This window comes from Pseudomonas sp. rhizo66 (assembly GCF_031931925.1).
Lineage (GTDB): Bacteria > Pseudomonadota > Gammaproteobacteria > Pseudomonadales > Pseudomonadaceae > Aquipseudomonas.
In genome coordinates this window covers 85,263-109,835 of the sequence record NZ_JAUJWZ010000004.1, presented here as the reverse complement: position 1 = coordinate 109,835, position 24,573 = coordinate 85,263, and the positions used below count along the sequence as shown (strand labels likewise).

Annotated in this window: 18 protein-coding genes; 6 read left to right on the top strand and 12 right to left on the bottom strand. The window is 59.5% G+C overall.

What is annotated here, in order from left to right; genetic code table 11:
• Positions 1-54 precede the first annotated feature (54 nt).
• The 8 genes from QZR14_RS06370 to glnE all read right to left on the bottom strand — a co-directional run bounded on the left by QZR14_RS06370 (position 55) and on the right by glnE (position 10,283).
• Positions 55-1,506: a lipopolysaccharide kinase InaA family protein gene (locus QZR14_RS06370; RefSeq protein WP_311996146.1), complete on the bottom strand. Its 1,452-nt coding sequence runs from the start codon at positions 1,504-1,506 to the stop codon at positions 55-57.
• Positions 1,506-2,258, bottom strand: a complete 753-nt coding sequence (locus QZR14_RS06365; RefSeq protein WP_311996145.1) for a lipopolysaccharide kinase InaA family protein — start codon at positions 2,256-2,258, stop codon at positions 1,506-1,508. Before QZR14_RS06365 ends, QZR14_RS06370 begins: the two co-directional genes overlap by 1 nt.
• Positions 2,255-2,989, bottom strand: coding sequence for a lipopolysaccharide kinase InaA family protein (locus QZR14_RS06360; RefSeq protein WP_250602886.1), 735 nt, complete (start codon positions 2,987-2,989; stop codon positions 2,255-2,257). The genes QZR14_RS06365 and QZR14_RS06360 overlap by 4 nt, the downstream gene beginning before the upstream one ends.
• Entirely contained in the window at positions 2,989-3,795 is an 807-nt protein-coding gene (rfaP, locus tag QZR14_RS06355) for a lipopolysaccharide core heptose(I) kinase RfaP (RefSeq protein WP_250602885.1), read from the bottom strand. The genes QZR14_RS06360 and rfaP overlap by 1 nt, the downstream gene beginning before the upstream one ends.
• A complete protein-coding gene (locus tag QZR14_RS06350) occupies positions 3,795-4,916 on the bottom strand; it encodes a glycosyltransferase family 4 protein (protein WP_250602884.1) in 1,122 nt (373 codons plus the stop codon). Before QZR14_RS06350 ends, rfaP begins: the two co-directional genes overlap by 1 nt.
• Positions 4,916-5,977 (bottom strand): lipopolysaccharide heptosyltransferase I, encoded by a 1,062-nt coding sequence (waaC, locus tag QZR14_RS06345; protein WP_311996144.1) that lies wholly within the window; start codon positions 5,975-5,977, stop codon positions 4,916-4,918. Before waaC ends, QZR14_RS06350 begins: the two co-directional genes overlap by 1 nt.
• 1 nt (position 5,978) lies before the next feature.
• Positions 5,979-7,013, bottom strand: a complete 1,035-nt coding sequence (waaF, locus tag QZR14_RS06340) for a lipopolysaccharide heptosyltransferase II (RefSeq protein ID WP_311996143.1) — start codon at positions 7,011-7,013, stop codon at positions 5,979-5,981.
• Between the two features lie 330 nt (positions 7,014-7,343).
• Positions 7,344-10,283, bottom strand: a complete 2,940-nt coding sequence (glnE, locus tag QZR14_RS06335) for a bifunctional [glutamate--ammonia ligase]-adenylyl-L-tyrosine phosphorylase/[glutamate--ammonia-ligase] adenylyltransferase (RefSeq protein WP_311996142.1) — start codon at positions 10,281-10,283, stop codon at positions 7,344-7,346.
• 384 nt (positions 10,284-10,667) lie between these two features.
• On the opposite strand from glnE, the gene aceE reads away from it, so the two are divergent.
• The 5 genes from aceE to msrA all read left to right on the top strand — a co-directional run bounded on the left by aceE (position 10,668) and on the right by msrA (position 20,775).
• Positions 10,668-13,313, top strand: coding sequence for a pyruvate dehydrogenase (acetyl-transferring), homodimeric type (gene aceE / locus QZR14_RS06330; protein WP_123448340.1), 2,646 nt, complete (start codon positions 10,668-10,670; stop codon positions 13,311-13,313).
• 11 nt (positions 13,314-13,324) lie between these two features.
• The gene (aceF, locus tag QZR14_RS06325; protein WP_311996141.1) at positions 13,325-15,286 is read left to right on the top strand and encodes a dihydrolipoyllysine-residue acetyltransferase; all 1,962 of its coding nucleotides are present in this window, start codon (positions 13,325-13,327) and stop codon (positions 15,284-15,286) included.
• A gap of 274 nt (positions 15,287-15,560) precedes the next feature.
• Entirely contained in the window at positions 15,561-16,958 is a 1,398-nt protein-coding gene (locus QZR14_RS06320; RefSeq protein WP_311996140.1) for an alkaline phosphatase D family protein, read from the top strand.
• A 252-nt stretch (positions 16,959-17,210) separates the two neighbouring features.
• Entirely contained in the window at positions 17,211-19,907 is a 2,697-nt protein-coding gene (locus QZR14_RS06315) for a putative bifunctional diguanylate cyclase/phosphodiesterase (protein ID WP_250602879.1), read from the top strand.
• A gap of 202 nt (positions 19,908-20,109) precedes the next feature.
• Positions 20,110-20,775, top strand: coding sequence for a peptide-methionine (S)-S-oxide reductase MsrA (gene msrA, locus QZR14_RS06310; RefSeq protein WP_095047250.1), 666 nt, complete (start codon positions 20,110-20,112; stop codon positions 20,773-20,775).
• Between the two features lie 129 nt (positions 20,776-20,904).
• Here msrA and QZR14_RS06305 read toward each other — a convergent pair whose 3' ends face one another.
• Positions 20,905-21,744 (bottom strand): 23S rRNA (adenine(2030)-N(6))-methyltransferase RlmJ, encoded by an 840-nt coding sequence (locus tag QZR14_RS06305; RefSeq protein ID WP_007915674.1) that lies wholly within the window; start codon positions 21,742-21,744, stop codon positions 20,905-20,907.
• Positions 21,745-22,167: 423 nt separating this feature from the next.
• Here QZR14_RS06305 and QZR14_RS06300 point away from each other — a divergent pair, with 423 nt between their 5' ends.
• Positions 22,168-22,599, top strand: a complete 432-nt coding sequence (locus tag QZR14_RS06300; protein WP_311996139.1) for a hypothetical protein — start codon at positions 22,168-22,170, stop codon at positions 22,597-22,599.
• A gap of 90 nt (positions 22,600-22,689) precedes the next feature.
• Here the strand turns inward: QZR14_RS06300 and QZR14_RS06295 are convergent, their stop codons facing one another.
• The 3 genes from QZR14_RS06295 to QZR14_RS06285 form a co-directional block, all read right to left on the bottom strand.
• Positions 22,690-23,010 carry a hypothetical protein gene (locus tag QZR14_RS06295; RefSeq protein WP_194935857.1) on the bottom strand — a complete coding sequence of 107 codons (321 nt, stop codon included), beginning with the start codon at positions 23,008-23,010 and terminating at the stop codon, positions 22,690-22,692.
• 332 nt (positions 23,011-23,342) lie between these two features.
• The gene (locus tag QZR14_RS06290; protein WP_311996138.1) at positions 23,343-24,065 is read right to left on the bottom strand and encodes a DUF4123 domain-containing protein; all 723 of its coding nucleotides are present in this window, start codon (positions 24,063-24,065) and stop codon (positions 23,343-23,345) included.
• A gap of 10 nt (positions 24,066-24,075) precedes the next feature.
• A complete protein-coding gene (locus QZR14_RS06285) occupies positions 24,076-24,546 on the bottom strand; it encodes a hypothetical protein (RefSeq protein ID WP_311996137.1) in 471 nt (156 codons plus the stop codon).
• Positions 24,547-24,573 lie beyond the last annotated feature (27 nt).

Genomic DNA, 24,573 nt, shown 5'->3' with positions numbered 1-24,573 from the left:
AGAAGCTGTAGGACAAGTCGCTGAATCTTGTCCCTATTGCTGTACTGGTTTGATTCAGACCGTGTGGGAAATTTCTTTCGGCAAACGCTGATCAATAATGCGATACAGCGCACTGCTTTCGGGCCAGTTACGCATGAATCGCGCACGGTCACGGGCATAGGCCGGGGCGAAACTGCCGGCGGATCCATGCTGGCACATCGAGTCCAGATCAATCAGCGCCCAGCGATCGTGCTGCCAGAACAGATTGTGCCCTTTGAAATCGCCATGGCTGATGCGCTCGTCAATCAGTCGAGCGAACAACAGGTCAAGTGCCTGCAACTCCGCCTCAGGCGCTTCGCCACTTTCAACATAGGGCGCAAAGCGTTCGATGATGTCCGGCCCGGGCAGGAACTCGGTCACCAGATACGCACGACTGCGCAGCCACAAAAAGCGCTTCTCCAGTACCGCCAGCGGCTTGGGTGTGGCGATCCCGAGGAACGCCAGGCGATTGCCTTCACGCCACGAATGCCAGGCCCTGCTCGGCCGCCAGAAACGCTTGAGCCAATGCGCAAACCCTTTGATGTTGTAGCGTTTGATCACCAGCGTGCGTGCACCGGCCTGAACCTTGCCGACGCTCGCCGCGCCACCGGTCTTGTACAGATGGCCCTGATCGAGCAACGCATCGGCCTGCTCCAGCACCGGCAGCATGGCTGACTCTTCTTCGCGACGAATCGCGCGCAGAGCGAATGCGCCACGCTGCACGCTGAACAGCGTGCACTCGCGACCGACCTTGATCAGGAAGTCTCTCAAACGCCAGCGCCGCACTTTGTCGATCTGCTTCTGCAAGGCCTCCAGTGGCAACGCGTGCTCACTGTTGCTCAACAGGTAATACACCAGCAGCTCTTCAGTGAACGGCTCCAGCGCCTTGGGTAACTGGGCAAAAAACACCCCGAGATTTTCCAGGACTTTTTGCCGTGACAACGGCTGGCCGGCGGTTTCTGCGCAGATCCCGGCACCGTCAATCAAGTACAACTGGCCGCCGTGACGCAGCAGATTGTCCAGGTGCAGGTCTTCCTGCCAAAGCCCTTTGCCGTGCAATTGGCCAATAGCGCCCAGCGCCTCGGCCAGCACCGCCGATTGTTCATCAGCCAGCACTGGCAACAACTCGACTTTCGCCCAGGCATCGCCAAGACTTTCGGCACCTTCAAGGAAATCGAACAGCAGCCAGCCACCCTCGCCACTCTGCAAGCCATCGGCCAGCAGCAGCGGTGTGGTCAGGCCTTGCGCAGCCAACAAGCGCACGCCCTCCAGCTCACGCTGAAAATGCCGGGCAGCCTTGCTGCCGACCAGCAATTTGGCCAACACCGGACGGCCGCGCCAGACACCCGCGCCGACGTAACGCTGCCCCGGCAATACCCGCAGCAGCGTCAGCAATTGCAGATCAGCACTGCCGGCGGCATCGGCCAGAGTTACTGTCAGCGGCAGTTGCGGGACTCGCCCGACACCTGCCAGCTCGGACAATTGCATCAGCGGGTCTCCTTGTGAGTGCGGCGCGCGGTCAGCCGCGCGAGCCAACTATCCAGCAGCGAGCTATCGGTGGGCTGATCGAGATAAGCCGCCAGCAATTCACGCAGTTGCGCCTCGCTCCATTCCGGCGCGCGGCGTTGCAGCGGTTCCAGATCCTTGATCCGGTCGCGCATGCCGAACAACAACGGCCGGGTCTTTTCCAGGTCGATCAATTGCGCCTGATACCCGTCACCGGTGGCTCGCAGAAAAATATGCTTGGGATAGAAGCAGCCATGCACCTGCCGCACACCGTGCAGATGCCGCGCGAGCAACCCGCAGGCCTTGAGGATGGCCGACTGCTGCGCGGCACTCAGCTGAGCCCAACGCTGCAGCAGCGACTCCAGATCGCTCCAGCCATCCAGCGCCCGGGTCAGCAGGATGGCGCGGACTTCGCCGTCAACCTTGCGCTCACCGAAAAACGCCGCTTGCAGCGCCGGGATACCGAGCTTGCGATAGCGGCTGATATTGCGAAACTCACGGGCAAAACTGGGCTCGCCAAAAGGCGCGTGCAAGGTGCGTGTCAGATAATTGCTCTGGCGCTTGAGGTAATAGCCGTGCCCTTCCAGGTCCAGACGGAAGACGCTGCTCCAGCCGCCACGGGCGGTATTGGGCTCGTCCACAGCTTCAAGCTGCTTGGCCCACAGTGCGTCGAAAGTGCCGAGACCATGGCGCTCAAGCAGTGCGCGGTCTTCAGCAGCGAGAAAATCAGTCATTCACGTCCCTCGAAAAATCTCACCACGTGCCGAATCCGTTTCTTGTCGGCGCCATCAAGCCGATCGCACTGGCGATATTGCTTATAGAAGCGCAGGCGCTGGGTATTGGACAGGTGGTATTTGGCGAGTTTATCGAGACAGGCCAGATCCTTGGTGATCCGATACTTGAGCCAGAAGCCGCGCCAGAACTCGCCGTTAGGGCAATCGATCAGAAATATCCGCGCCTGCTCATCGATCAACAGGTTGCGCCATTTCAGATCGTTATGGGTAAATCGGTGATCATGCATCGTCCGGGTATAACCGGCCAGCTGCCGACTGACGCCGTCGACCCAGGCGCGATCCTTGAGTTTCGGATCCTTGCGCTCGGCGAGTGCCGAAAGGTCTTCGGTGTTGGGCAATTCGCGAGTGATCATGGCGCCACGATCATACGCCGCGCCACGTCGTTCCAGGCCCCAAGCCACCACTTCAGCGGTGGGAATGCCCCACTTGGCGAAGCGCTTGAGGTTCTGCCATTCCATCTTCACTCGCGGCTTGCCGAGGTAACGGCGCAAGCCTTTACCGGCGCCGACATAGCGTTTGACGTAATAATTGACGCCGTTGCGCTGCACACGAATCACTTCCGACAGCGGATCACGGGTCAGGCGCTCGCCCTGCAACGCAAATACCGCTTCGAGACTGCCAAAATCTTCGGCGAGTTCGCTGTATTGCGGCTCGAGAGTCCAACCCGCCATCAGAGCGCATCCCCGTATCGCTGCTTACGCGCATAGAGCTTGCTCGCTTTGCCTTCAAGCCAGTTCAGCAGCGGCGCTTCTTCGGCCAGAATCTGGCGCAGCGGTTGCTGGAAATAGCCCTTGAGGAAACGCAATTTGTCGCGGCGGGTCAGGCCAATGTCCAGCGCGGAAAAGTACAGCGCGGCCAGATCCTTGTTGCGCCAGCGCTGCGTGATTTTCGCGCGGGTCTGGGCACGGTGCAGGTCGATCACCGAGAGTTTGAAATCTTCTGCCGTCACCGGTTTGTCGGTGTGCAGCAGGAAGTGGCAGATGTAGCAGTCGCGATGGTTGACGCCGGCGCGGTGCATCATGCCGGTCATGCGTGCGACTTCGGCGATCAGCGCGCGCTTGAGCTTAGGCTCGGGTGGCTGCTTGACCCAATCGATGCTGAAGTCTTCGAGGCTGATGGTCGGCGCCAGTTCTTCGGTGACGATGAACGAGTGCTGATCCGCCGGGTTGCTGCCCTTCTCACCGTAAGCCACAGCGGTCATGGTCGGCACGCCGACTTCCTGCAGACGTTGAATAGCCTGCCACTCCTGGCCCGCACCGAGCACCGGCAGCTTGGCGGTCAGCAGGTTCTTGAAGATTTCGCCCCAGCCGATGCCACGGTGGATCTTGACGAAGAATCCGTTGCCGTCGACTTCCGTGCGCAGTGTCCGGCGGGCTTCCAGCTCGCGGTATACCTCGCCCTGCAAGCCTTCGACTTCGGCGAACGGGTCGCGTCCGGCCCAAAGGCTTTTGAACGGTTCAGCCAGCATCAACTTCATTAAGCGTGCTCCGCCAGAATCACATCGGCCGCGTGCTGCGGCATGCTGTAGAGGTCGGCCGTCTCGGCGAAGGCCAGACCATTGCGGCTCCAGGCCGCGCGTGCAGCGTCGTCATGCAACATGTCGGTCAGGTATTGCGTCAGCTGCGCCTGATCGAACGGTTCGTCCAGCACTCGCCCGGCATTCGCCTCGGCAATGTAATGGGCGTAACCGCAGACCGCGCTGACCAGCACCGGCAGGCCGGCGACCAGCGCTTCCAGCAACACCGTGCCGGTGTTTTCGTTGTAAGCCGGGTGGATCAACAGATCGGCGCCGAGCAGGAAACGCGGGATATCGCTGCGCCCCTTGAGGAACGTCACGTTATCGCCCAGCCCCAATGTCGCACTCTGCATCTGGAACAATTTGGGGTCATCCTGGCCGATTACAAACAGCCGGGTGCGTTTCTTCAGTTCGGTGGGCAATGCGGCCAGTGCTTTGAGGCTGCGATCGACGCCTTTGGTCTTGAACCCGGAGCCGATCTGCACCAGCAGCAGTTCGTCGTCCTTGAGATTGAATTCGGCGCGGAAACCGGCGCGAATTTCATCGGCATTCGCCGGACGCCGGCGATCCTGGGCAATGCCCGGTGGCAGCAGGTGGAAGCGCTCAAGCGGCGTGTCGTAATGCTTGATGAACAGCGGCTGCTGCACTTCGGAAATCATCAGCACTTCAGTCTTCGCGTCTTTGGCGAACACCGCGCGCTCGTATTCGGCGAAGTGGCGATAGCGGCCCCAGCGACGGTACAGAGAGTGGCGCAGGTTTTGCGCCTTGTCTTCGAAGCAGCCGTCGGCGGCGTAGTAAACGTCCAGACCCGGCATCTTGTTGAAACCGATCAGGCGATCGACCGGACGCTTGGCCAGATCCGCTGCCATCCACGCGCTGAGTTTTTCATTGCGGCGATGATTGAAGAACGCCTTGACCGGCGCCACCAGCACCTCGAAACCGGGCGGCACATCACCTTCCCAGATCAGCGTGTAGACGCGAATCTGGTGACCGCGCTTCTGGCATTCGAGGGCGATGCGCATGAAGTCGCGCTGCAAGCCGCCAAACGGGAAATATTTGTACAGGACGAATGCCAATTGCATCAGCGCAGCTCCTCAGCCATTAACAACGTGCTCAGTCGGCTGGCGACACGCTCGGGGTTCAGACGCGTGAAGCACAGCGGCTGTTCACGCTTCAGGTCAAACTGACGGGCATCCTGCGCGGTCGGTTGATAGGTACATTTCTTTTGCAGACACGGCGCACACGGGAAGTCGCTGGCCAGGTGGATCTGCAATTTGCCATAGGCGCCGGTCAGGCCAGGATTGGTCGGGCCGAACAGCGAGATGGTCGGCACGTCCAGCGCGGCAGCCAAATGGCCGAGCCCGGTGTCCACCGCCACGCAGGCTTGCGCGCCGGCGAGGACCTTGCCGACACCGGCCAGATTCAGCTTTGGCAGCACTTCGGCGTGCTTGAAACCGGCGGCGATGCGTTCGGCGCGGGCCTTTTCCTGCGGGTTGCCCCACGGCAGTTTGACGCCGACGCCGAGATAGCCGACGCGTTCGGTCAGCTCGCGCCAGTAGGCTTCAGGCCAGTGTTTGGTGTCCCACGTCGTGCCATGCAGGAACACCACGAAGGCATTTTTGCGCGGCAACTCGACCAGACGTTCGACGTTCAAGCCGTAATCGCCCAAGCCTTTAGGCAAGTCGTAGCCCAGCGCGATGGCGAACAGTTGGCGCACACGTTCGACGGCGTGCTGACCACGGGCCACGGCCAGTTTGCGATCGTAGAAACGCGAGGCCATCGGCTCGCGGGCCGAACCTTTATCGAGGCCGGCCACCGGCGCTTTAACGTAGCGGGTCAGCCAGGCGCTTTTCAGCAGACCTTGAGCGTCGATCACCAAGTCATATTTATTGGCGCGCACGCTTTGCTTGAAGCGTTTCCACTCGCCGCTGGTGATGGTTTTCCAGATGTTTTTGCGCCAGCGGCGGATCGCCACCGGAATCACCTTGCCAACGGCCGGGTGCCAGGTCGGGATCTCGGCGAAGCCGTCTTCCACCACCCAGTCGAACTTGATTCCGGGAATGGCCCGGGCGGCGTCGGTCAGCGCCGGCAACGCATGAATCACGTCGCCCAGCGATGAAGTCTTGATCAGCAATACCCGCAACTTAATGAACCTCGACCACAGAGCCCTGCAACTTCTGCAAGGCATCGTTGACCGCGTCCGGCATCAGCTGGCGCAGGCAGTTGTAATGGCCGAACCGGCAGGTACGGTCGAAGCACGGGCTGCAATCGAGACCCAGGCGGACCACTTCGACGTGCTCGGCCAGCGGCGGGGTGAAACCCGGCGAGGTCGAGCCGTAGACGGCGACCAATGGACGGTTCAGCGCAGCGGCAACGTGCATCAGGCCGGAGTCGTTGGAGACCACCGAGTCGGCGCAGGACATCAGGTCGATGGCCTCGGCCAACGAGGTGCCGCCGCTGAGGTTGACCGATTCTTCACGCAGACCAGGAATCAGTCGAGCGCGGATATCTTCACCGACCGCGTGATCGTTCTTCGAACCGAACAGCCACACCTGCCAGCCTTCGCGAATACGTGCTTCGGCGACTTTGGCGTAGTGCTCGGACGGCCAGCGCTTGGATTCGCCAAACTCGGCACCGGGGCACAGCGCCAACACCGGGCGGTCGAGGCTCAGGCCGAACTTGGCCAGTGCCGCTTCGCGGGTCACCGGGTCAATTTGCAGGCTCGGACGCGGATACGGCTTCGGCAATTCGGTGTTGGCTTCATAGGCCAAGGCCATGAAACGCTCGATCATCAGCGGATAGCGTTCTTTGTCGAGGGTGCGCACATCGTTGAGCAGGCCGTAGCGGAATTCGCCGCGCCAGCCGGTGCGTTTCGGGATGCCGGCGAAAAACGGCACCAGCGCCGATTTCAGCGAGTTGGGCAGCAGGATCGCCTGATCGTACTGACCGCGCAGGGATTTGCCGATGCGCCGACGCGTCGCCAGTTCCAGCGCGCCGTGGCCGAGCGGGAAGCTCAAGGCCTTGCGCACTTCGGGCATGCGCTCAAGGATCGGCCGGCTCCATTCAGGGGCCAGCACGTCGATTTCGCATTGCGGGTGGCGCTGCTTGAGACACTGAAACAGTGTCTGCGCCATCACCATGTCACCGACCCAACTGGGCCCAACGATCAGAATATTCATGTGGTTTCCATAAACGAACCGGGGAGGCATTTACGCCTCCCCGCCTCGAGAATTCTACAAACACTGTAGATCTACTGTGGGAGCGGACTTGCCCGCGATGGGGTCTTCACATTCAACATTATTGTCGTCTGATACTCCGCTATCGCTGGCAAGCCAGCTCCCACAGGGTTTTGCATCTGTTTCAATATCTGCGTTTCAGCGCAGATTACTGTGGGAGCGAGCCTGCTCGCGAAGGGGCCGACACATTCAACATTGATGTTGACTGACATTCCGCATTCACGAGCAGGCTCGCTCCCACCTCTTGAATCTCATTGCCTTCATTGGCTTGTTTCAGCTTAGCCCCATCTCTTTCCATATCCGCAAAACCTGCCGGCGTTCGTCGGCAAACTGGTCGCCCGGTATCACCCCGGCGTCCTTCTGCAAGGCCTGCCGGTGAGCGGCGGAGCGGTAGGCTTTATAGGCCTCGCGCAGCAGGCTGGCATCTTCGGCAGGCATCAGCCCTTCGTGTTCCAGCTCTTCCAGAATGCGGATGTTATCGGTCCAGCGCAGCAGTGGCGGGTGGCTTTGCGACCACGCCAAAGCCGCGTATTGCACCATAAATTCAATATCGACGATACCTCCGGCGTCCTGCTTGAGGTCGAAGGGCGCCGTGGCGTCGAAGGCATTTGCCGCCGTACCGGCCGCGGTGCTCTTGGTGCCGAGGTTATCGCGCATCTTCGCGCGCATCTCACTGACTTCCTGTTGCAACTTGGCCAGATCGCGCGCCTTGCCCAACACCTGCGCGCGGACTTTCTCGAACGCCTGGCCGACATCCTGACTGCCGACCAGCACCCGCGCCCGCACCAACGCCTGATGCTCCCACGTCCAGGCTTCATTTTCCTGATAGCGCGCAAATGCCCCCAGCGAACTGACCAACAGCCCCGAAGCACCGGATGGCCGCAGACGCATGTCCACTTCATAGAGCTGACCGGAGTTGGTCTGCGCCGTCAGCAAGTGAATGATCCGCTGCCCCAAGCGCGTGAAGAACTGCGCGCCATCAATCGACTTCGGCCCGTCGGTTTCCGCCTGCGGATCGCCGTCGTGGATAAACACCAGGTCCAGATCCGAACCATGCCCCAGTTCCAGGCCGCCGACTTTGCCATAACCGACAATGATGAAGCCGGGATCGCACAAGGTGCCGTCGGTGCGCAGCGGCGTGCCGTACTTGGCCACGGTCTGGCGCCAGGCCAGGGCCAGCACTTGTTCAAGAATCGCCTCGGCCAGCCAGGTCAGGTAATCGCTGACTTTCATCAGCGGCAGGCTGCCGGCGATTTCCGACGCCGCCACGCGCAAGCGGTGCGCCAGTTTGAAATGGCGCAGGGCTTCCATTTGTTGCTCGAGGTCGTCTTCGGGAATCCGTGTCAGACGTTCGCGCAATTCAGCCGCCAATTCCGGCGCCAGCGGCGGCTTGAACAGGCGACCTTCGTTCAGCAATTCGTCGAGCAACAGCGGGAAGCGGGTGATCTGCTCAGCGATCCACGGGCTCGCTGCGCACAAGGTCAGCAGGCGCCGCAGGGCGCCGGGGTTTTCCGTCAGCAAGACCAGATAAGCCGAACGCCGGGCCACCGCTTCAACCAGCGGCAGCACGCGCTCAAGCACCAGATCCGGGTTGGCGTGTTCCACAGCCTGAGCGAGCAGACGCGGGATAAAAGCATCGAGCCGCTCCCGTCCCAACCGCTGCATCGCCCGCAGTTGCGGACTGCTGCGCAATCCGGCCAGCGCTTTCAGGGCTTTGCTGGCATCGGCGAAACCACCCTCCTCCAACTGCCGGCACGCGGCCTCTTCGTCCTGCGCCTCTTCCCACAGCGGTAGCCATTCGCCGCCGACCACCACTTCGCTTTCGGCGCCTTCATCTTCATCGGGATCGGCAATCACTTGGGCGAAGTGCCAAGCCACGCGACCGCGCCAGAACATCAGTTTTTCGTGGAAGCTGTCCCAGTCAGCGAAGCCGAGCATAAAGGCAATGCGCGCCTGATCCTGCGTGCCATCCGGCAGCATCTGGGTCTGACGGTCGGCAATCGCCTGAATCGCGTGCTCGGTGTAACGCAGAAATTCGTAGCCCTCGCGCAATTCGCTGATCACCGCCGGCGGCAGATAACCCTGCCCTTCCAGCGTGCTCAGCACCTTTAATAGAGGACGCTGTTGCAGGCTCAGATCGCGGCCACCGTGGATCAGCTGGAAAGCCTGCGCGATAAACTCGACCTCGCGGATACCGCCAGAGCCGAGTTTGATGTTGTCAGCCATGCCCTTGCGCCGCACTTCCTGCTGGATCAGCTGCTTCATGGTGCGCAGCGCTTCGATCGCCGAGAAGTCCAGGTAACGTCGGTAAACGAACGGCCGCAGCATGTCGAGCAACTGCGCGCCCGCGACCTGATCGCCGGCCACCACCCGCGCCTTGATCATCGCGTAGCGTTCCCAGTCACGGCCCTGATCCTGGTAATACTGCTCCAGCGCATTGAAACTCAATACCAGCGCGCCGGACGAACCGTACGGGCGCAGGCGCATATCGACACGGAACACAAAACCGTCGACCGTCATCGGATCGAGCGCCTTGATCAAGCGCTGGCCGAGCCGGATGAAGAATTCCTGATTATCCAGCGAGCGCTTGACGCCAACGGTCTCGCCACCCTCGGGGTAGGCGAAGATCAGGTCGATGTCCGAAGACAGGTTCAACTCGACCGCGCCGAGCTTGCCCATGCCGAGGATGACCATCTGCTGCGCCAGACCGCTGCGGCGGCCGGTCGGCGTGCCGAATTGTTCGCAATGGCGGCTGTACAACCATTGGTAGGCCTGGTCGATGGTGGCGTCGGCCATGTCCGAGAGATCCCGGCAGGTCTGCACCAGATCGGCCTGGCGGGTGAGGTCGCGCCAGATGATCCGCACTTGGTGGCGGGCGCGCTGGCGACGCAAGGCGCGACCGAGTTCATCCTCGCTCTGCGCGGCGTTCACGGCGGCCGCAATCTGCGCACACAATTCACCCGGCGCGAACGGCCGATCAAGTTCGCCGGACTGCACCAGCGACAACAACATCAAAGGGTCACGAACGCTCTGTTCAATGACAAACTCGCTGGCGGCGGTGACGCGGGCGAACTGCGCCCAGCGTTCTGGCGTCCAGGTCGAGAAGCCGTGATCGTCTTCCAGCGCGGCGACAGCCGTACGGAACGACTGCTCGGATCGAGTGACCAACGGCAGGAGAATGGCAGGCAGTTCGGCAAGCACGGGCAGGGTCATGGTCTATCCTTGATCGGCGTGTAAATGGCCGCTTGTAGTGTTTGGTGAAAAGCCGCTACCCGAAGGACTGTCGAACAAAAGTTAGAAATAGCTGAAATTTCTTTCTCGTTGGCAGCGAACATCAAAGTTTCACCTTTTTCGGATGGTAAAAGACCAACCTTAACGATTATTCTCACAACGCAGCCGGAGGCCACAAGCCATTCTTCTGTAGTTTTACTACTCGTCTATACATTCGAAAGGCTGAAATGCCGGAAGATTTGTAGTAAAACTACACGCCGCCGGAACAACCTATCGGCAATCCAAGAATTTTAAATCGTCTGCCCACAAGGCCAGTCGCAAACTCAGGCAACCGATTCTGGAAGCCTTTCCGCCCTGGAGCAAGCCATGCAAGACCTCGATCCCGTCGAAACCCAGGAATGGCTGGACGCCCTGGAATCGGTTCTCGACAAAGAAGGCGAAGACCGTGCTCACTATCTGATGACCCGTATGGGCGAACTCGCGACCCGCAGCGGCTCGCAGCTCCCTTACGCCATCACCACGCCTTACCGCAACACCATCCCGGTAACCCACGAAGCACGCATGCCTGGCGACCTGTTCATGGAACGCCGCATTCGCTCGCTGGTACGCTGGAACGCGATGGCCATGGTAATGCGTACGAACCTGAAAGATTCTGACCTGGGTGGTCACATCTCCAGCTTCGCTTCCAGTGCGACCCTGTATGACATCGGCTTCAACTACTTCTTCCAGGCTCCGACCGACGAACACGGCGGCGACCTGATCTACTTCCAGGGCCACACTTCGCCAGGCGTTTACGCCCGTGCGTTCATGGAAGGCCGCATCACTGAAGACCAGATGAACAACTTCCGCCAGGAAGTCGACGGTCAGGGCCTGTCGTCCTATCCGCACCCTTGGCTGATGCCTGACTTCTGGCAGTTCCCGACCGTATCGATGGGTCTGGGTCCGATCCAGGCGATCTACCAGGCACGCTTCATGAAGTACCTGGAACACCGCGGTTTCATCCAGCCGGGCAAACAGAAAGTCTGGTGCTTCCTGGGCGACGGCGAGTGCGACGAGCCGGAATCCCTGGGCGCGATCTCCCTGGCCGGCCGCGAGAAGCTGGACAACCTGATCTTCGTCATCAACTGCAACCTGCAGCGCCTCGACGGCCCGGTTCGCGGCAACGGCAAGATCATCCAGGAGCTCGAAGGCGTGTTCCGCGGTGCTCAGTGGAACGTGACCAAAGTCATCTGGGGCCGCTTCTGGGACCCACTGCTGGCCAAAGACGTCGACGGCATCCTGCAACGTCGCATGGACGAAGTCATCGACGGCGAGTACCAGAACTACAAAGCCAAAGACGGCGCGTTCGTTCGTGAACACTTCTTCAACACGCCTGAACTGAAGGCGATGGTTGCCGATCTGTCCGACGACGAGATCTGGAAACTCAACCGTGGCGGCCATGACCCGTACAAGGTCTACGCGGCGTACCACGAAGCGGTCAACCACAAAGAACAACCAACCGTCATTCTCGCCAAGACCATCAAGGGTTATGGCACCGGTGCCGGCGAAGCGAAGAACACCGCGCACAACACCAAGAAAGTCGACGTCGACAGCCTGAAGTTGTTCCGCGACCGCTTCGACATCCCGGTCAAGGACGAAGAGCTGGAGAACCTGCCGTTCTTCAAGCCGGAGCCAAACAGTGCCGAAGCCCGCTACCTCAGCGAGCGTCGTGCAGCCCTGGGCGGTTTCGTGCCTCAGCGTCGCGCACAGAGCTTCAGCGTACCGACTCCGGATCTGGACACCCTCAAAGCCATCCTCGATGGTTCCGGCGACCGTGAAATTTCCACCACCATGGCCTTCGTGCGAATCCTCGCGCAACTGGTCAAGGACAAGGAAATCGGCCCGCGCATCGTCCCGATCATCCCGGACGAAGCCCGTACCTTCGGTATGGAAGGCATGTTCCGTCAGCTCGGCATCTACTCGTCCGTTGGCCAGCTCTACGAGCCAGTCGATAAAGACCAGGTGATGTTCTACAAGGAAGACCAGAAAGGTCAGATCCTTGAAGAAGGCATCAACGAAGCAGGCGCCATGAGCTCGTTCATCGCTGCCGGTACTTCGTATTCAAGCCACAACCAGCCGATGCTGCCGTTCTACATCTTCTACTCGATGTTCGGCTTCCAGCGTATTGGCGACCTGGCCTGGGCTGCCGGTGACAGCCGCACCCGTGGCTTCCTGATCGGCGGCACCGCCGGCCGTACCACCCTGAACGGTGAGGGTCTGCAACACGAAGACGGTCATAGCCACCTGCTGGCCGCGACCATCCCGAACTGCCGCACCTACGATCCAACCTACGGCTATGAGCTGGCGGTGATCATTCAGGACGGCATGAAGAAGATGACCGAAGAGCAACAGGACATCTTCTATTACATCACCGTGATGAACGAGTCGTACCAGCAGCCAGCCATGCCGGCCGGTGCCGAAGAAGGCATCAAGAAAGGCATGTACTTGCTCGAAGAAGACACCCGCGATGCGGCGCACCACGTCCAGCTGATGGGCTCCGGCACCATCCTGCGTGAAGTCCGTGAAGCGGCGAAGATTCTGCGTGAAGAGTTCAACGTCGGCGCTGACGTGTGGAGCGTTACCAGCTTCAACGAACTGCGTCGCGACGGCCTGGCCGTAGAGCGCAGCAACCGTCTCAAGCCTGGCCAGAAGCCTAAGCTGAGCTATGTCGAAGAGTGCCTGAACGGCCGTAAAGGTCCGGTCATCGCCTCTACCGACTACATGAAACTGTTCGCCGAGCAGATCCGTCAGTGGGTACCGTCCAAGGAATTCAAAGTCCTGGGCACCGACGGTTTCGGCCGCAGCGACAGCCGCAAGAAACTGCGTCATTTCTTCGAAGTCGACCGTCATTTCGTGGTGTTGGCAGCCCTGGAAGCACTGGCTGACCGTGGTGATATCGAACCTAAAGTCGTGGCTGAGGCCATCGTCAAGTTCGGCATCGACCCGGAAAAACGCAACCCACTGGACTGCTGAGGAGACATTTTGTGAGCGAACTCATTCGCGTACCTGACATCGGCAGCGGTGAAGGTGAAGTAATTGAACTGTTTGTGAAGGTCGGCGACCGTATCGAAGCCGATCAGAGCATCCTGACCTTGGAATCGGACAAGGCCAGCATGGAAGTGCCGGCCCCGAAAGCCGGCGTCATCAAAAGCCTGAAAGTGAAGCTGGGCGACCGTCTGAAAGAAGGCGACGAATTGCTCGAGCTGGAAGTCGAGGGCGCCGCTGAAGCGGCCCCTGCTCCTGCCGCTGCGCCTGCTGCAAAAGCTGAAGCCAAACCGGCTGCCGCGCCTGCTGCCGCTGCTCCAGCCGCTGCCCCTGCTGCCGCTTCGGTTCAGCAGGTGCACGTGCCGGACATCGGTTCGTCGGGCAAGGCGCAGATCATCGAGATCCAGGTCAAGGTCGGCGACACCGTCGAAGCTGATCAATCTTTGATCACTCTGGAATCGGACAAGGCGAGCATGGAAATCCCGTCGCCTGCCGCTGGCGTGGTCAAGGCCATCAGCGTCAAGCTCAATGACGAAGTCGGCACTGGCGACCTGATTCTGGACCTGGAAGTGGCGGGTGCTGCGGCCCCTGCGGCTGCCGCTCCGGCCCAGGCTGCTGCACCGGCGGCTGCCGCTGCGCCTGCTCCGGCAGCCGCGCCAGCAGCTCCGGTTGCCGACAGCGTTCAGGACATCCACGTTCCGGACATCGGCTCGGCTGGCAAAGCCAAGATCATCGAAGTGTTGGTCAAGGCGGGCGATACCGTTGAAGCCGACCAGTCGCTGATCACTCTGGAATCCGACAAGGCAAGTATGGAAATCCCATCGCCTGCCGCTGGCGTGGTGGAAAGCGTTTCCATCAAGCTGGATGACGAAGTCGGTACCGGCGACCTGATCCTCAAGCTGAAAGTCAAAGGCGCAGCGCCTGCTGCTGCCCCGGCTCCAGCTGCCGCAGCTCCGAGCGCTCCGGCACCTGCCGCTGCTGCTCCGGCTGCCGCTGCACCTGCTGCTGCCGCTCCAGCCGCCGCACCGGCCAAGCCAGGCGCGAAGGTTCACGCCGGCCCAGCCGTGCGTCAACTGGCCCGCGAGTTCGGCGTCGAGCTGAACGCTGTCGGCGCCAGCGGCCCGCACGGTCGTATCCTCAAAGAAGACGTGCAGACTTACGTCAAAGCGATGATGCAGAAGGCCAAGGAAGCACCGGCCGCTGCAGCGGGCGCAACCGGTGGCGCGGGCATCCCGCCGATCCCGGTCGTCGACTTCAGCCGTTTCGGCGAAATCGAAGAAGTGCCGATGACTCGCCTGATGCAGATCGGCGCGTCGAGCCTGCACCGCAGCTGGCTGAACATCCCGCACGTGACTCAGTTCGATTCGGCTGATATCACCGAGCTGGAAGCCTTCCGCGTCGCGCAGAAAGCCGTTGCAGAGAAGGCCGGCGTCAAGCTGACCATCCTGCCGCTGCTGCTCAAGTCGTGCGCGCACATGCTCAAGGAGCTGCCGGACTTCAACAGTTCGCTGGCGCCAAGCGGCAAGGCGATCATCCGCAAGAAATACGTGAACATCGGCTTCGCCGTCGACACCCCGGATGGCCTGCTGGTACCGGTCATCAAGAACGTCGACCAGAAGAGCCTGTTGCAACTGGCAGCCGAAGCCGCTGCGCTGGCCGCCAAAGCCCGCGACAAGAAGCTCACCGCTGACGACATGCAGGGCGCTTGCTTCACCATTTCCAGCCTCGGCCACATTGGCGGCACCGGCTTCACGCCGATCGTCAACGCGCCGGAAGTGGCGATCCTCGGTGTTTCCAAGGCAACCATCCAGCCAGTCTGGGACGGCAAAGCCTTCCAGCCGAAACTGATGCTGCCGCTGTCGCTGTCCTACGATCACCGTGTGATCAACGGCGCCGCCGCCGCACGCTTCACCCAGCGTCTGGGCAGCCTGCTGGCGGACATCCGCACGATCCTGCTGTAACTCGATCGGCCCTCCGGCAACGGAGGGCCGATTGCTGCACCCTTTCGAGCGCCACACGCTCGTACCTCAACCCCGTCAGTCTGGCGGGGCTTTTTTTTGCCTGAAAAAACCTTCTGGTCTTTTTTCCCACATGTTGCGCTGATATCGGCCACAAGCCTGGTCGACTTGGCACCGATCTTTTTTATTCGACAGGCAACTAACCTAGGCGCATACAGCTTAACTAAGCAAACTTCGAAATTTTATATTTATCCAAACTCACTCGAATGGATTCGACATGTTAAAACCAACTATTGGCCCGATCGTCGGCCACGTTACAACTAATCACGCACGCATATTCATGCGTGGCGACCGGCACAACAATGCACTGGTGTTTTCCGCGATACGTTATCGTGCATCCGGCACACAACAATGGTCGAAAGGCAACTTCGCGCGCCTGAGCGAATTACGCGATATGTCGCAAGTATTCGCCCTCAACAACTTGAGCACTGACACCGAGTATGAATATCAGGCCGGCTGGTTCAGCCCGATGAGTCCGGTGCATACGGCGGACAGCGTTGCCGAACTGCCGTTGCAATGGCCGCGGGAAATTTACCGCCTGCGCACCCGTTCCAGCAAAGTCATGCAGCCTAGGGCCTATATCGTCGGCTCGTGCCGCTATCTGCGCATGACCGCCGGTATCGCCTCCCTGCCGCAATTGGGCGACCGCATCTTTGCATCCATCAATCAGGTGATTGAAGGCATACAACCACCGATCAGTGCGGTATTGATGACCGGCGATCAAATCTACGTCGACGATTTGAATCTGCTTGCACCAGATCGCGAATACAAAGACATCCTGAACAAGTACCGCGCGGCTTTTTCCCAGCCCAATATAAAACGACTGATGTCTGGCACTTCGACTTACATGATTCTCGACGATCATGAAATCGAAGATAACTGGCCGGCCAATGCCAGCAAATCCGACGGTGATTTATATCGTAACGCCATGGCTGCTTATGAGCTGTATCAGGCCAGTCACAGCCCGGTACATCCGCTGACAACTAACGGAGATATAGATCACGCAACACTCGAGCATTACTGGTATCAATTCAGCGACGGCGATATCGAATGGTTTGTCACTGACAGTCGCACCCGTCGCAACTTGTCCGCCGATGACCGACGCATCCTCGACGAGGCGCAGGAGCAGGCCTTGCTCAAATGGCTGAGCCATAGCAAAGCGCGGGTCAAATTCGTGGTCACCAGTGTGATGTTCTATCCCGATCGCAAGCTCCACGGCGATGACGCCTGGAAAGCCTTTCCCGAGCAGCGCCTGCGCCTGCTGGAAACCATTCGCACCCGGCGGATCAAGAACGTCGTGTTCATCTCCGGGGACGTGCACGGCTCGCTGACCGCGCGTTTGACCCACAGCGAAGACCCGGACTTCGAAGTCCACACAGTGGTCTCCTCACCGCTGTGCAACAGCAAACTGCTGCCCTATGCCAAAGCGTCGACGTTCATGCTCGATCGACCGCTGGCGCGCACGGCGGCGGGCGATTATCGGCATGAACTGACCAGCACGGTGGTGAGTGAAGACAACTTCGCCCATGTCGTGGTCGAGGCTGATCAGATTGTGGTCAATTACCATGATCGGGATGGGAAGCGGCTGCAGTCGATCGCCATAAAGCTGCGCTAAGCCCTAAAGATCGCAGCCTTCGGCAGCTCCTACAGAGAGCGCATCCCCCTGTGGGAGCTGGCGCAGGCCGCGATCTTTTGCTCTTTTCCGACAGACGCTGGAGAAATGCCCGACGCGGCCGACATATTCTTATAGCACTTGGCCTTCATGTCTCTTGTCAGTCAGTGCCGCAATGATGCAACCTTGCCGCAGGCAACAGTAAAGAGGGCGAGAGCCCGGCGCGTTCAGCATATTTCCAAGCGAGTTCCCTTCATGAAGAGCCAACCCGATGCTGCCAGCCGTATGGCGGCCGAGGTAGTGACGCAGTTGCCTGTGCCCTCGCGGCTCGGCATGCTGCGTTTCGAGCGCTTGAATGAAGCCAGTTGGGCCATGCTGTTTCTCGATCCCAACTGTGAACGCCAGTTCGGCCAACCGGCCGTTGAACTCTGCGCGCTGGTCGGTTCACCCTACGCCAGCCTGATGGAGCCCGAAGCGCGCTATCAACTGCACGATGCGATCCAGCAACAACTGACCGTCAGCCCGCATTATCTGGTGCGCTACACCCTGCACACGGCGGCCGGTGCACTGAGCATGCTGGAACTGGGCGAAGCCTACAAACAACACAACCGTCATCTGCTGCGCGGCTATCTGCTGGCGGTTGATCAGGTCTTCGACGAAGCACCACCCGCCCCTTCCGTCGACCTCGAAACCCAGAACTCGCGCCTGCAAATCGCCCTTGAACTCAATCAACGCGCCCAGCAGGAGCAACTGCAGCATCTTGAGCGAGTGCGCGCCCAGCAGGATCTGATCCTGTTGCTGGCCCGTCAACGCTACAGCAGCCACAACTCGCTGCAGGAAGCCGCCGAACTGATCACCCGCTGCGCCTGCGACATCTATGAAATCGACTGCGCCAGCCTGTGGAACCTCGAAGGCCAGCAACTGGTGCCGATCTCCGCGTACCACCGCGCGACCCAGGAATACATCCTGCCGGACGTGATCGACATCAGCAGTTTCCCGGATTACATGGAGGCCCTGCACGGCAGTCGCGCCATCGATGCACACAACGCGATGCGCGACCCGCGCACCCGTGAAATGGCCGAAGCCCTGCGCCCGCGCGACGTCAACGCCATGCTCGACGCCAGTATTCGCGTCGATGGCCAAGTGGTCGGCGTACTGTGCCTGGAGCAGACCGGCGTCACCCGCGCCTGGCAGTCCGACGAAATCGCTTTTGCCGGCGAGCTGGCCGATCAGTTCGCGCAAGTCATCAACAACCACAACCGCCGCACTGCCACCAGCGCCCTGCACCTGTTCCAGCGTGCAGTCGAGCAAAGCGCCAACGCGTTTTTGCTGGTCAATTGCGACGGCGTGGTCGAATACGTCAACCCGAGCTTCACCGCGATCACCCAGTACACCACCGAAGAAGTCCACGGCCAGCGTCTGTCCGAGCTGCCGGCGCTGGAAAACCTCAGCGAGCTGCTGTTCGACGCGCCCTCGGCGCTGGCCAAGAGCAACAGTTGGCAGGGTGAATTCAAGAGCCGGCGCAAGAACCTCGAACCGTACTGGGGCCAGTTGTCGATCTCCAAGGTGTACGGCGACAACCGCGAACTGACGCACTACATCGGCATCTACGAAGACATCACCCAGACCAAACTGGCGCAGCAGCGCATCGAGCGCCTGGCCTACACCGACAACCTGACCAACCTCGGTAACCGCCCGGCGTTTATCCGCAATCTGGACGAACGCTTCGCCCGCGACAGCGATACGCCGATCAGCCTGTTGCTGGTGGACATCGACAACTTCAAGCGGATCAACGACAGCCTCGGTCACCAGACCGGCGACAAACTGCTGATCAGTCTGGCCCGGCGCCTGCGCAACAGCCTCAGCCCGAGCGGCAGCCTCGCGCGGTTTGCCAGTAACGAGTTTGCCGTGTTGCTCGACGATACTGATCTTGCCACCGGCCAGCAGATCGCCAACCAATTGCTGGCGACCCTCGACAAGCCAATGTTCGTCGACAACCAGTTGATCAGCGTCACCGGCTCGGTCGGCCTGGCGTGCGCGCCGCTGCACGGTCGCGACCCGCAAACGCTGATGCGCAACGCCGGTCTGGCGCTGCACAAAGCCAAAGCCAACGGCAAACATCAGGTGCAAGTCTTCACCGAAGCACTGAACGCCGAGGCCAGCTACAAACTGTTCGTCGAGAACAACCTGCGCCGCGCCCTGACGCAGAACGAGCTGGACGTGTTCTACCAGCCCAAGCTGTGTCTGCGCAGCGGACGCTTGCTGGGCATGGAAGCGCTGTTACGCTGGAATCACCCGGAACGCGGCATGATCCGCCCGGACCAGTTCATCAGCGTCGCCGAAGAAACCGGCCTGATCATTCCGATCGGCAAGTGGATTGCCCGCCAGGCCTGCCGCATGAGCAAAGCGCTGACCGCCGCCGGCATGGGCAATCTGCAGGTGGCGATCAACCTCTCGCCGAAACAGTTCTCCGACCCGGATCTGGTCGCCTCCATCGCCAACATCCTCAAGGAAGAAGCGCTGCCGGCCAATCTGCTCGAACTGGAACTGACCGAAGGCCTGCTGCTGGAAGCCACCGAAGACACGCACTTGCAGCTCGATCAACTCAAGCGTCTCGGGCTGACCCTGGCCATGGACGACTTCGGTACCGGTTACTCGTCGCTGAGCTACCTGAAAAAATTCCCGATCGACATCATCAAGATCGATCGCAGCTTCATCCACGAAATCCCCGACAACCAGGACGACATGGAAATCACCTCGGCGGTGATCGCCATGGCGCACAACCTGAAACTCAAGGTTGTGGCTGAAGGCATCGAAACTGCCGAGCAACTGGCGTTCCTGCGTCGACACCGTTGCGACGTCGGCCAGGGATACCTTTTCGACCGGCCGATCCCGGGCGGCGAGCTGATCCAGGCCCTCAAACGCTACCCGCGCGGCCCGCTCTGCCTCTAACCCCGCTACCCCATTCTCGCCATAACATGCCGCCCCCTGTAGGAGCTGCCGAAGGCTGCGATCTTTTGATCTGGTTTTTAAAAAGCAAAATCAAAAGATCGCAGCCTTCGGCAGCTCCTACATTGGGTAGTGATTAACTCGGCATCATTCGGCACACTGGCGGTCTGACTTTTTACATCCAACCTGACTGAGAGGAACGATCATGGTTCTGCGCTCGGAAATTCTGGTGAACAAAAACGTGCTCCCGACTAAAGAACAAGCTCTGCCCGGCCGCGAAACCGCGATGACCCTGCCTGAAAAGCACTTCGTGTTTGAAGAAACCCCGCTGCTTGGCCCGTTTTTCCAGGACGTCGACTTTGCGATTTTCGGTCTGGGTTGCTTCTGGGGTGCCGAACGCCGCTTCTGGCAGCGTGAAGGCGTGGTCAGCACGGTGGTGGGTTATGCCGGCGGTTTCACGCCGAACCCGACCTACGAAGAAGTCTGCTCGGGCCTGACCGGCCACGCGGAAGTGGTGCTGGTGGTGTATGACAAGGCCAAAGTCAGCTACGAAGAACTGCTGGCGATGTTCTGGGAACTGCACAACCCTACGCAGGGCATGCGCCAGGGCAATGACATCGGCACCCAGTACCGCTCGGTGATCTACGCGACCTCGCCTGAGCATCTGGATGCAGCGCTGAAAAGCAAAGCTGTGTATCAGGCGGAACTGTCGAAGGCCGGCCTGGGTGAAATCAGCACCGAGATCGAACAGGCGCCGACCGTGTACTTCGCCGAGGCGTATCACCAGCAGTATCTGGCGAAGAACCCTGAGGGTTACTGCGGGATTGGCGGCACCGGCGTGTGCATGCCAGCGAGCCTGGCGGGTAATTAAACCCTGAAAGCAAAAGATCGCAGCCTTCGGCAGCTCCTACAGGAGATCAGTGATCGTCCGCACATTGGTGGACGACGCCGAACCGTGTAGGAGCTGCCGCAGGCTGCGATCTTTTGATCTTGCCGTTGATCAGCTCTCGGCAATCAACCAATCCATCTGCCACCCGCCCTGAGTCTGCCCAAGCTTCTTCGACAACCACGGCAGCAGCTCACGCAATTCTTCCTCCAGACCCCACGGCGGATTGGCAATCGCCATGCCCGAACCGTTCAGGCTGTTCGGCGTATCCAGCGGATGCACCAGCAGTTCCACACGCAGCAACTTCGGCGCACCGGTGCCGGCCAGATCCTGATAGAACCGCCGCAACGCACGCTGATCCTTCACCGGATACCAGATCGCCGCCACGGTTTGGCGCATGCGGCCAATCGCCTCTTTCAACGACGCCGCGCAACGCTGCATCTCGTCGAGCTGTTCGAACGGCGGATCAATCAGCATCACTGCACGCTTCTCCTGCACCGGCAACATCGCACGCGCCACGTGCCAGCCCTCGCCCAGATGCACTTTTACCCGACGATCACCGGCCATGTTGTCCTTGAGCAGCACGCCGTCTTCAGGGTGCTTCTCGTTGAGCATCACCCGATCCTGCGGGCGGGTCAGACGCCGCGCCAGCTCCGGCGAACCCGGGTAATAGCGCAACTGGCCGTCCGGGTTCATCTCGTGCAGCACCTTCATGTAGTCGGCGGTCAGCGCCGGCAGGTCCGGCTGATCCCACAAGCGCGCGATGCCTTCCAGGTATTCGCCGGTGCGATTGGCCTGATCGCCCTGCAAGTCATACAGACCGATGCCGGCGTGCGTGTCGAGATAGGCAAACGGCTGTTCCTTGCGCGACATCAGGGCGATGAGGCGGGTCAAGGTCAGGTGTTTGAACACATCGGCGTGATTGCCGGCATGGAAGGCGTGACGATAATTCATGGCTGCTCCTGCGAAGGGCGCAAAGTTTACCTTTTACCGGGCGGCAAGTCAGGGGTTGGCGGCTGAGCGGGCAAAAGCCTTTCCCTCACCCTAACCCTCTCCCGGAGGGAGAGGGGACTGACGGTGGTGATCTTGCGGGTTACATCGACCTGAAAGATCAGCGTGATCTCAGGCTTGGCCAAGCGAAGATCAGCGCGGAAGTCGCAGGTCGGCGCACATCACCCAGGCACCTCGGTCAGTCCCCCGAAAGAACACCACCCTCCAGGCTTGGCCAAGCCAAGTTCACCGCTTAAGTCGCAAGCCGGCGTAGATCACCCAGACAACTCGGTCAGTCCCCTCTCCCTCTGGGAGAGGGCTAGGGTGAGGGGCTTTGCTTTTATGGCGTTAAACTGGCTAACCATGAACGACAGGAAGTCAAAACTCATGCGATATCTGATCATCTGTTTACTCAGCCTTCTTAGCCCATACCTCGCCCTTGCCGACGAAACCCACATTGAACAGGCACGCCAGACACTAAAGAACTACGGCCTGAGCCACTGCATTCTGAAGCCATTCAAAGAACGCTCCGCGCTGGAAAAAGACATTGCACTGTCCGCCAATGCCTATTCGTTCATGGGCAAAGGCATGCATACCATTCTGCAAAATGAAGACACGCTGCAGGTGCTGCACGATCCCTATGAAGAAACCCGAAACTACGTGTTGACGGCTTACGAGCAGACACCTTCAAACAGCAAATACTCGAATGAAAAAGTAGTGTTTCCTGGGTGCCTGCAGGTCTACAACTCCGAAGCGTTCAACCGTTTTATCAACACTCAGGATGCGTACATTTCCGACCGACGCGTTGATATCCATTAACGTCAAAAGATCGCAGCCTTCGGCAGCTCCTACAAGGTAAACACCAATCCCGTGTAGGAGCTGCCGAAGGCTGCGATCTTTTGATCTTTTTCAGGCGGGCATGCTGCGCAGGCGCCTGCCGATGACATCGAGCACATCGCAGCCGTCACGCAGAGGGATCACGCAGAGCTGGGCGAAGTCGCTGAGGATGACGGAGTCGCATTCGACCGAGCCGCGCATGCACATGTTTTCCAGCACCTGGATCACGGCGCGCAGACGATGGTTGGCGGCGTCCATAAGGATGTCGAGGGGCACGTGGGTGTCGATGAACAGCGTAGGCATGTCGCTGCAATTGCCGGTCAGGGCCATGAAGCGGTTGTCGGGATGGGGGATGATTTTTTCGTAGGGTGGATCGGGATGCAAAGTCGTCATTTTGTTATCTCCATGATTGATAAACGTAAGTCGCCAACGCACCTTCCTACAGGTTTGGGTGGCAGCTGTGCGCAAGAGTAGGAACCGAGCAATCATGGACCTCGGTCACGCCGAAGCGTGTCCCACGCACAGCCGCCGCGAACGATCTTACGGACTTGAATCAAGTGCCGCAAAAATCCAACGAACTGTAACGTCATGAAAGCGAGGGTTCCTACACCCTGTCACCACTCTCGCAGTGACAACGAAAAGACTATCCCTGCAACCCACCGCCCACCAGTTCATGAAAACCGCCGCAACTCGAAGGAAACGTCCGAAGCCTTCGCCCGGAAATGTCACTCCGACTCTGCAAGCAAATACGCCAACAACGCCGATTGCGACGATTCTTCCGACGTTGAACTCTGAAAAAACTGCCCAACCTTGCAGCGCAAAACCACCTCGGGAAATGCCTCGAACAATGCCGGATGCTCCTCGCTCAGCCACTGCACAGCGTTGCCGACCCGGACTTCATCACCCGCCGAAGCCAACACCGAATCAGGCACCGTCCACCAAGGAAACACACGCCCCGAAACCTGCGCCCGCCCCCCGATTTCCAAGGCCTGACCATTGATCAGTCCGCGTGAAATCACCGGCAACAGCTGCGCCGCCTCCACGGCTTCGGATTGCAGGATCGGTAACAAAAACCGCCCATCCCAAAAACGGAAAAACACCGCTTTGCCGTCTGGCATCAATACTTGGGTCAGACTGCGAAAATGCTCAACCACCACCTCAAGGCTCGCCGAAGAAACCGCCAGCCAGCCCCAATCAAGAGACTCAGTAGTCGCCACCCAATCGAGAAACTCACTGTCTGCCGGGACAATTCCCACGAAGGGCATCACCGCATCCCACTCGGCGTAAATAGTGTCCGCCCAAATCGGACTTGGCGCTTGAGCTTTCGCTGATACCTGCCAGGCCTTGAATGGCTCGGAATCGCTCACGTTGCTGAATATGGCGAAAAGTTTTTCGGTGCTGTTAAGAGGATGGATTTGTAGCCATTCTTTGCTGCTATGTCCCTGCATAAAATCTCCTCTAGCCCCAGTTCACCACCAAACCAAAATAATCCAGAGATGCTGATATCCAATCAACCCAGCTCAAATACTCAAGAACAAATTCATAAATCAAGGAATAAGAAAATGCAAAAACAAAGGACAAAAAATTAACTTTGATCAACACCCTCAAGCCCGCGGGAAATTTTTCGAAATCATCCTGACTCAAATCCCCTCGCCGTATCGAAAGCGACGAAAATGTCAAAACAGTCCAGACGGCAGCTAATATTTCACCTTTTGAATGAAAACTTGCTCCCTTTATCGGACCCCGACACTTTATCGCCTCAGACTGACCAAGAGATTCAAATATTTCCTCCATTCTGAACAAGACCAAATAAACCGACATGAAGATCGCAGCAAAAAAAAGAAGAGCCGCAGTGGTTTTTATCCAGAGAAACACCTCATAACCGTATACATCAAACCATTCAATCGCATTTAAAATCAGAAAATCCACTTATCCATTCCGCGCGTAGTCCGCAAC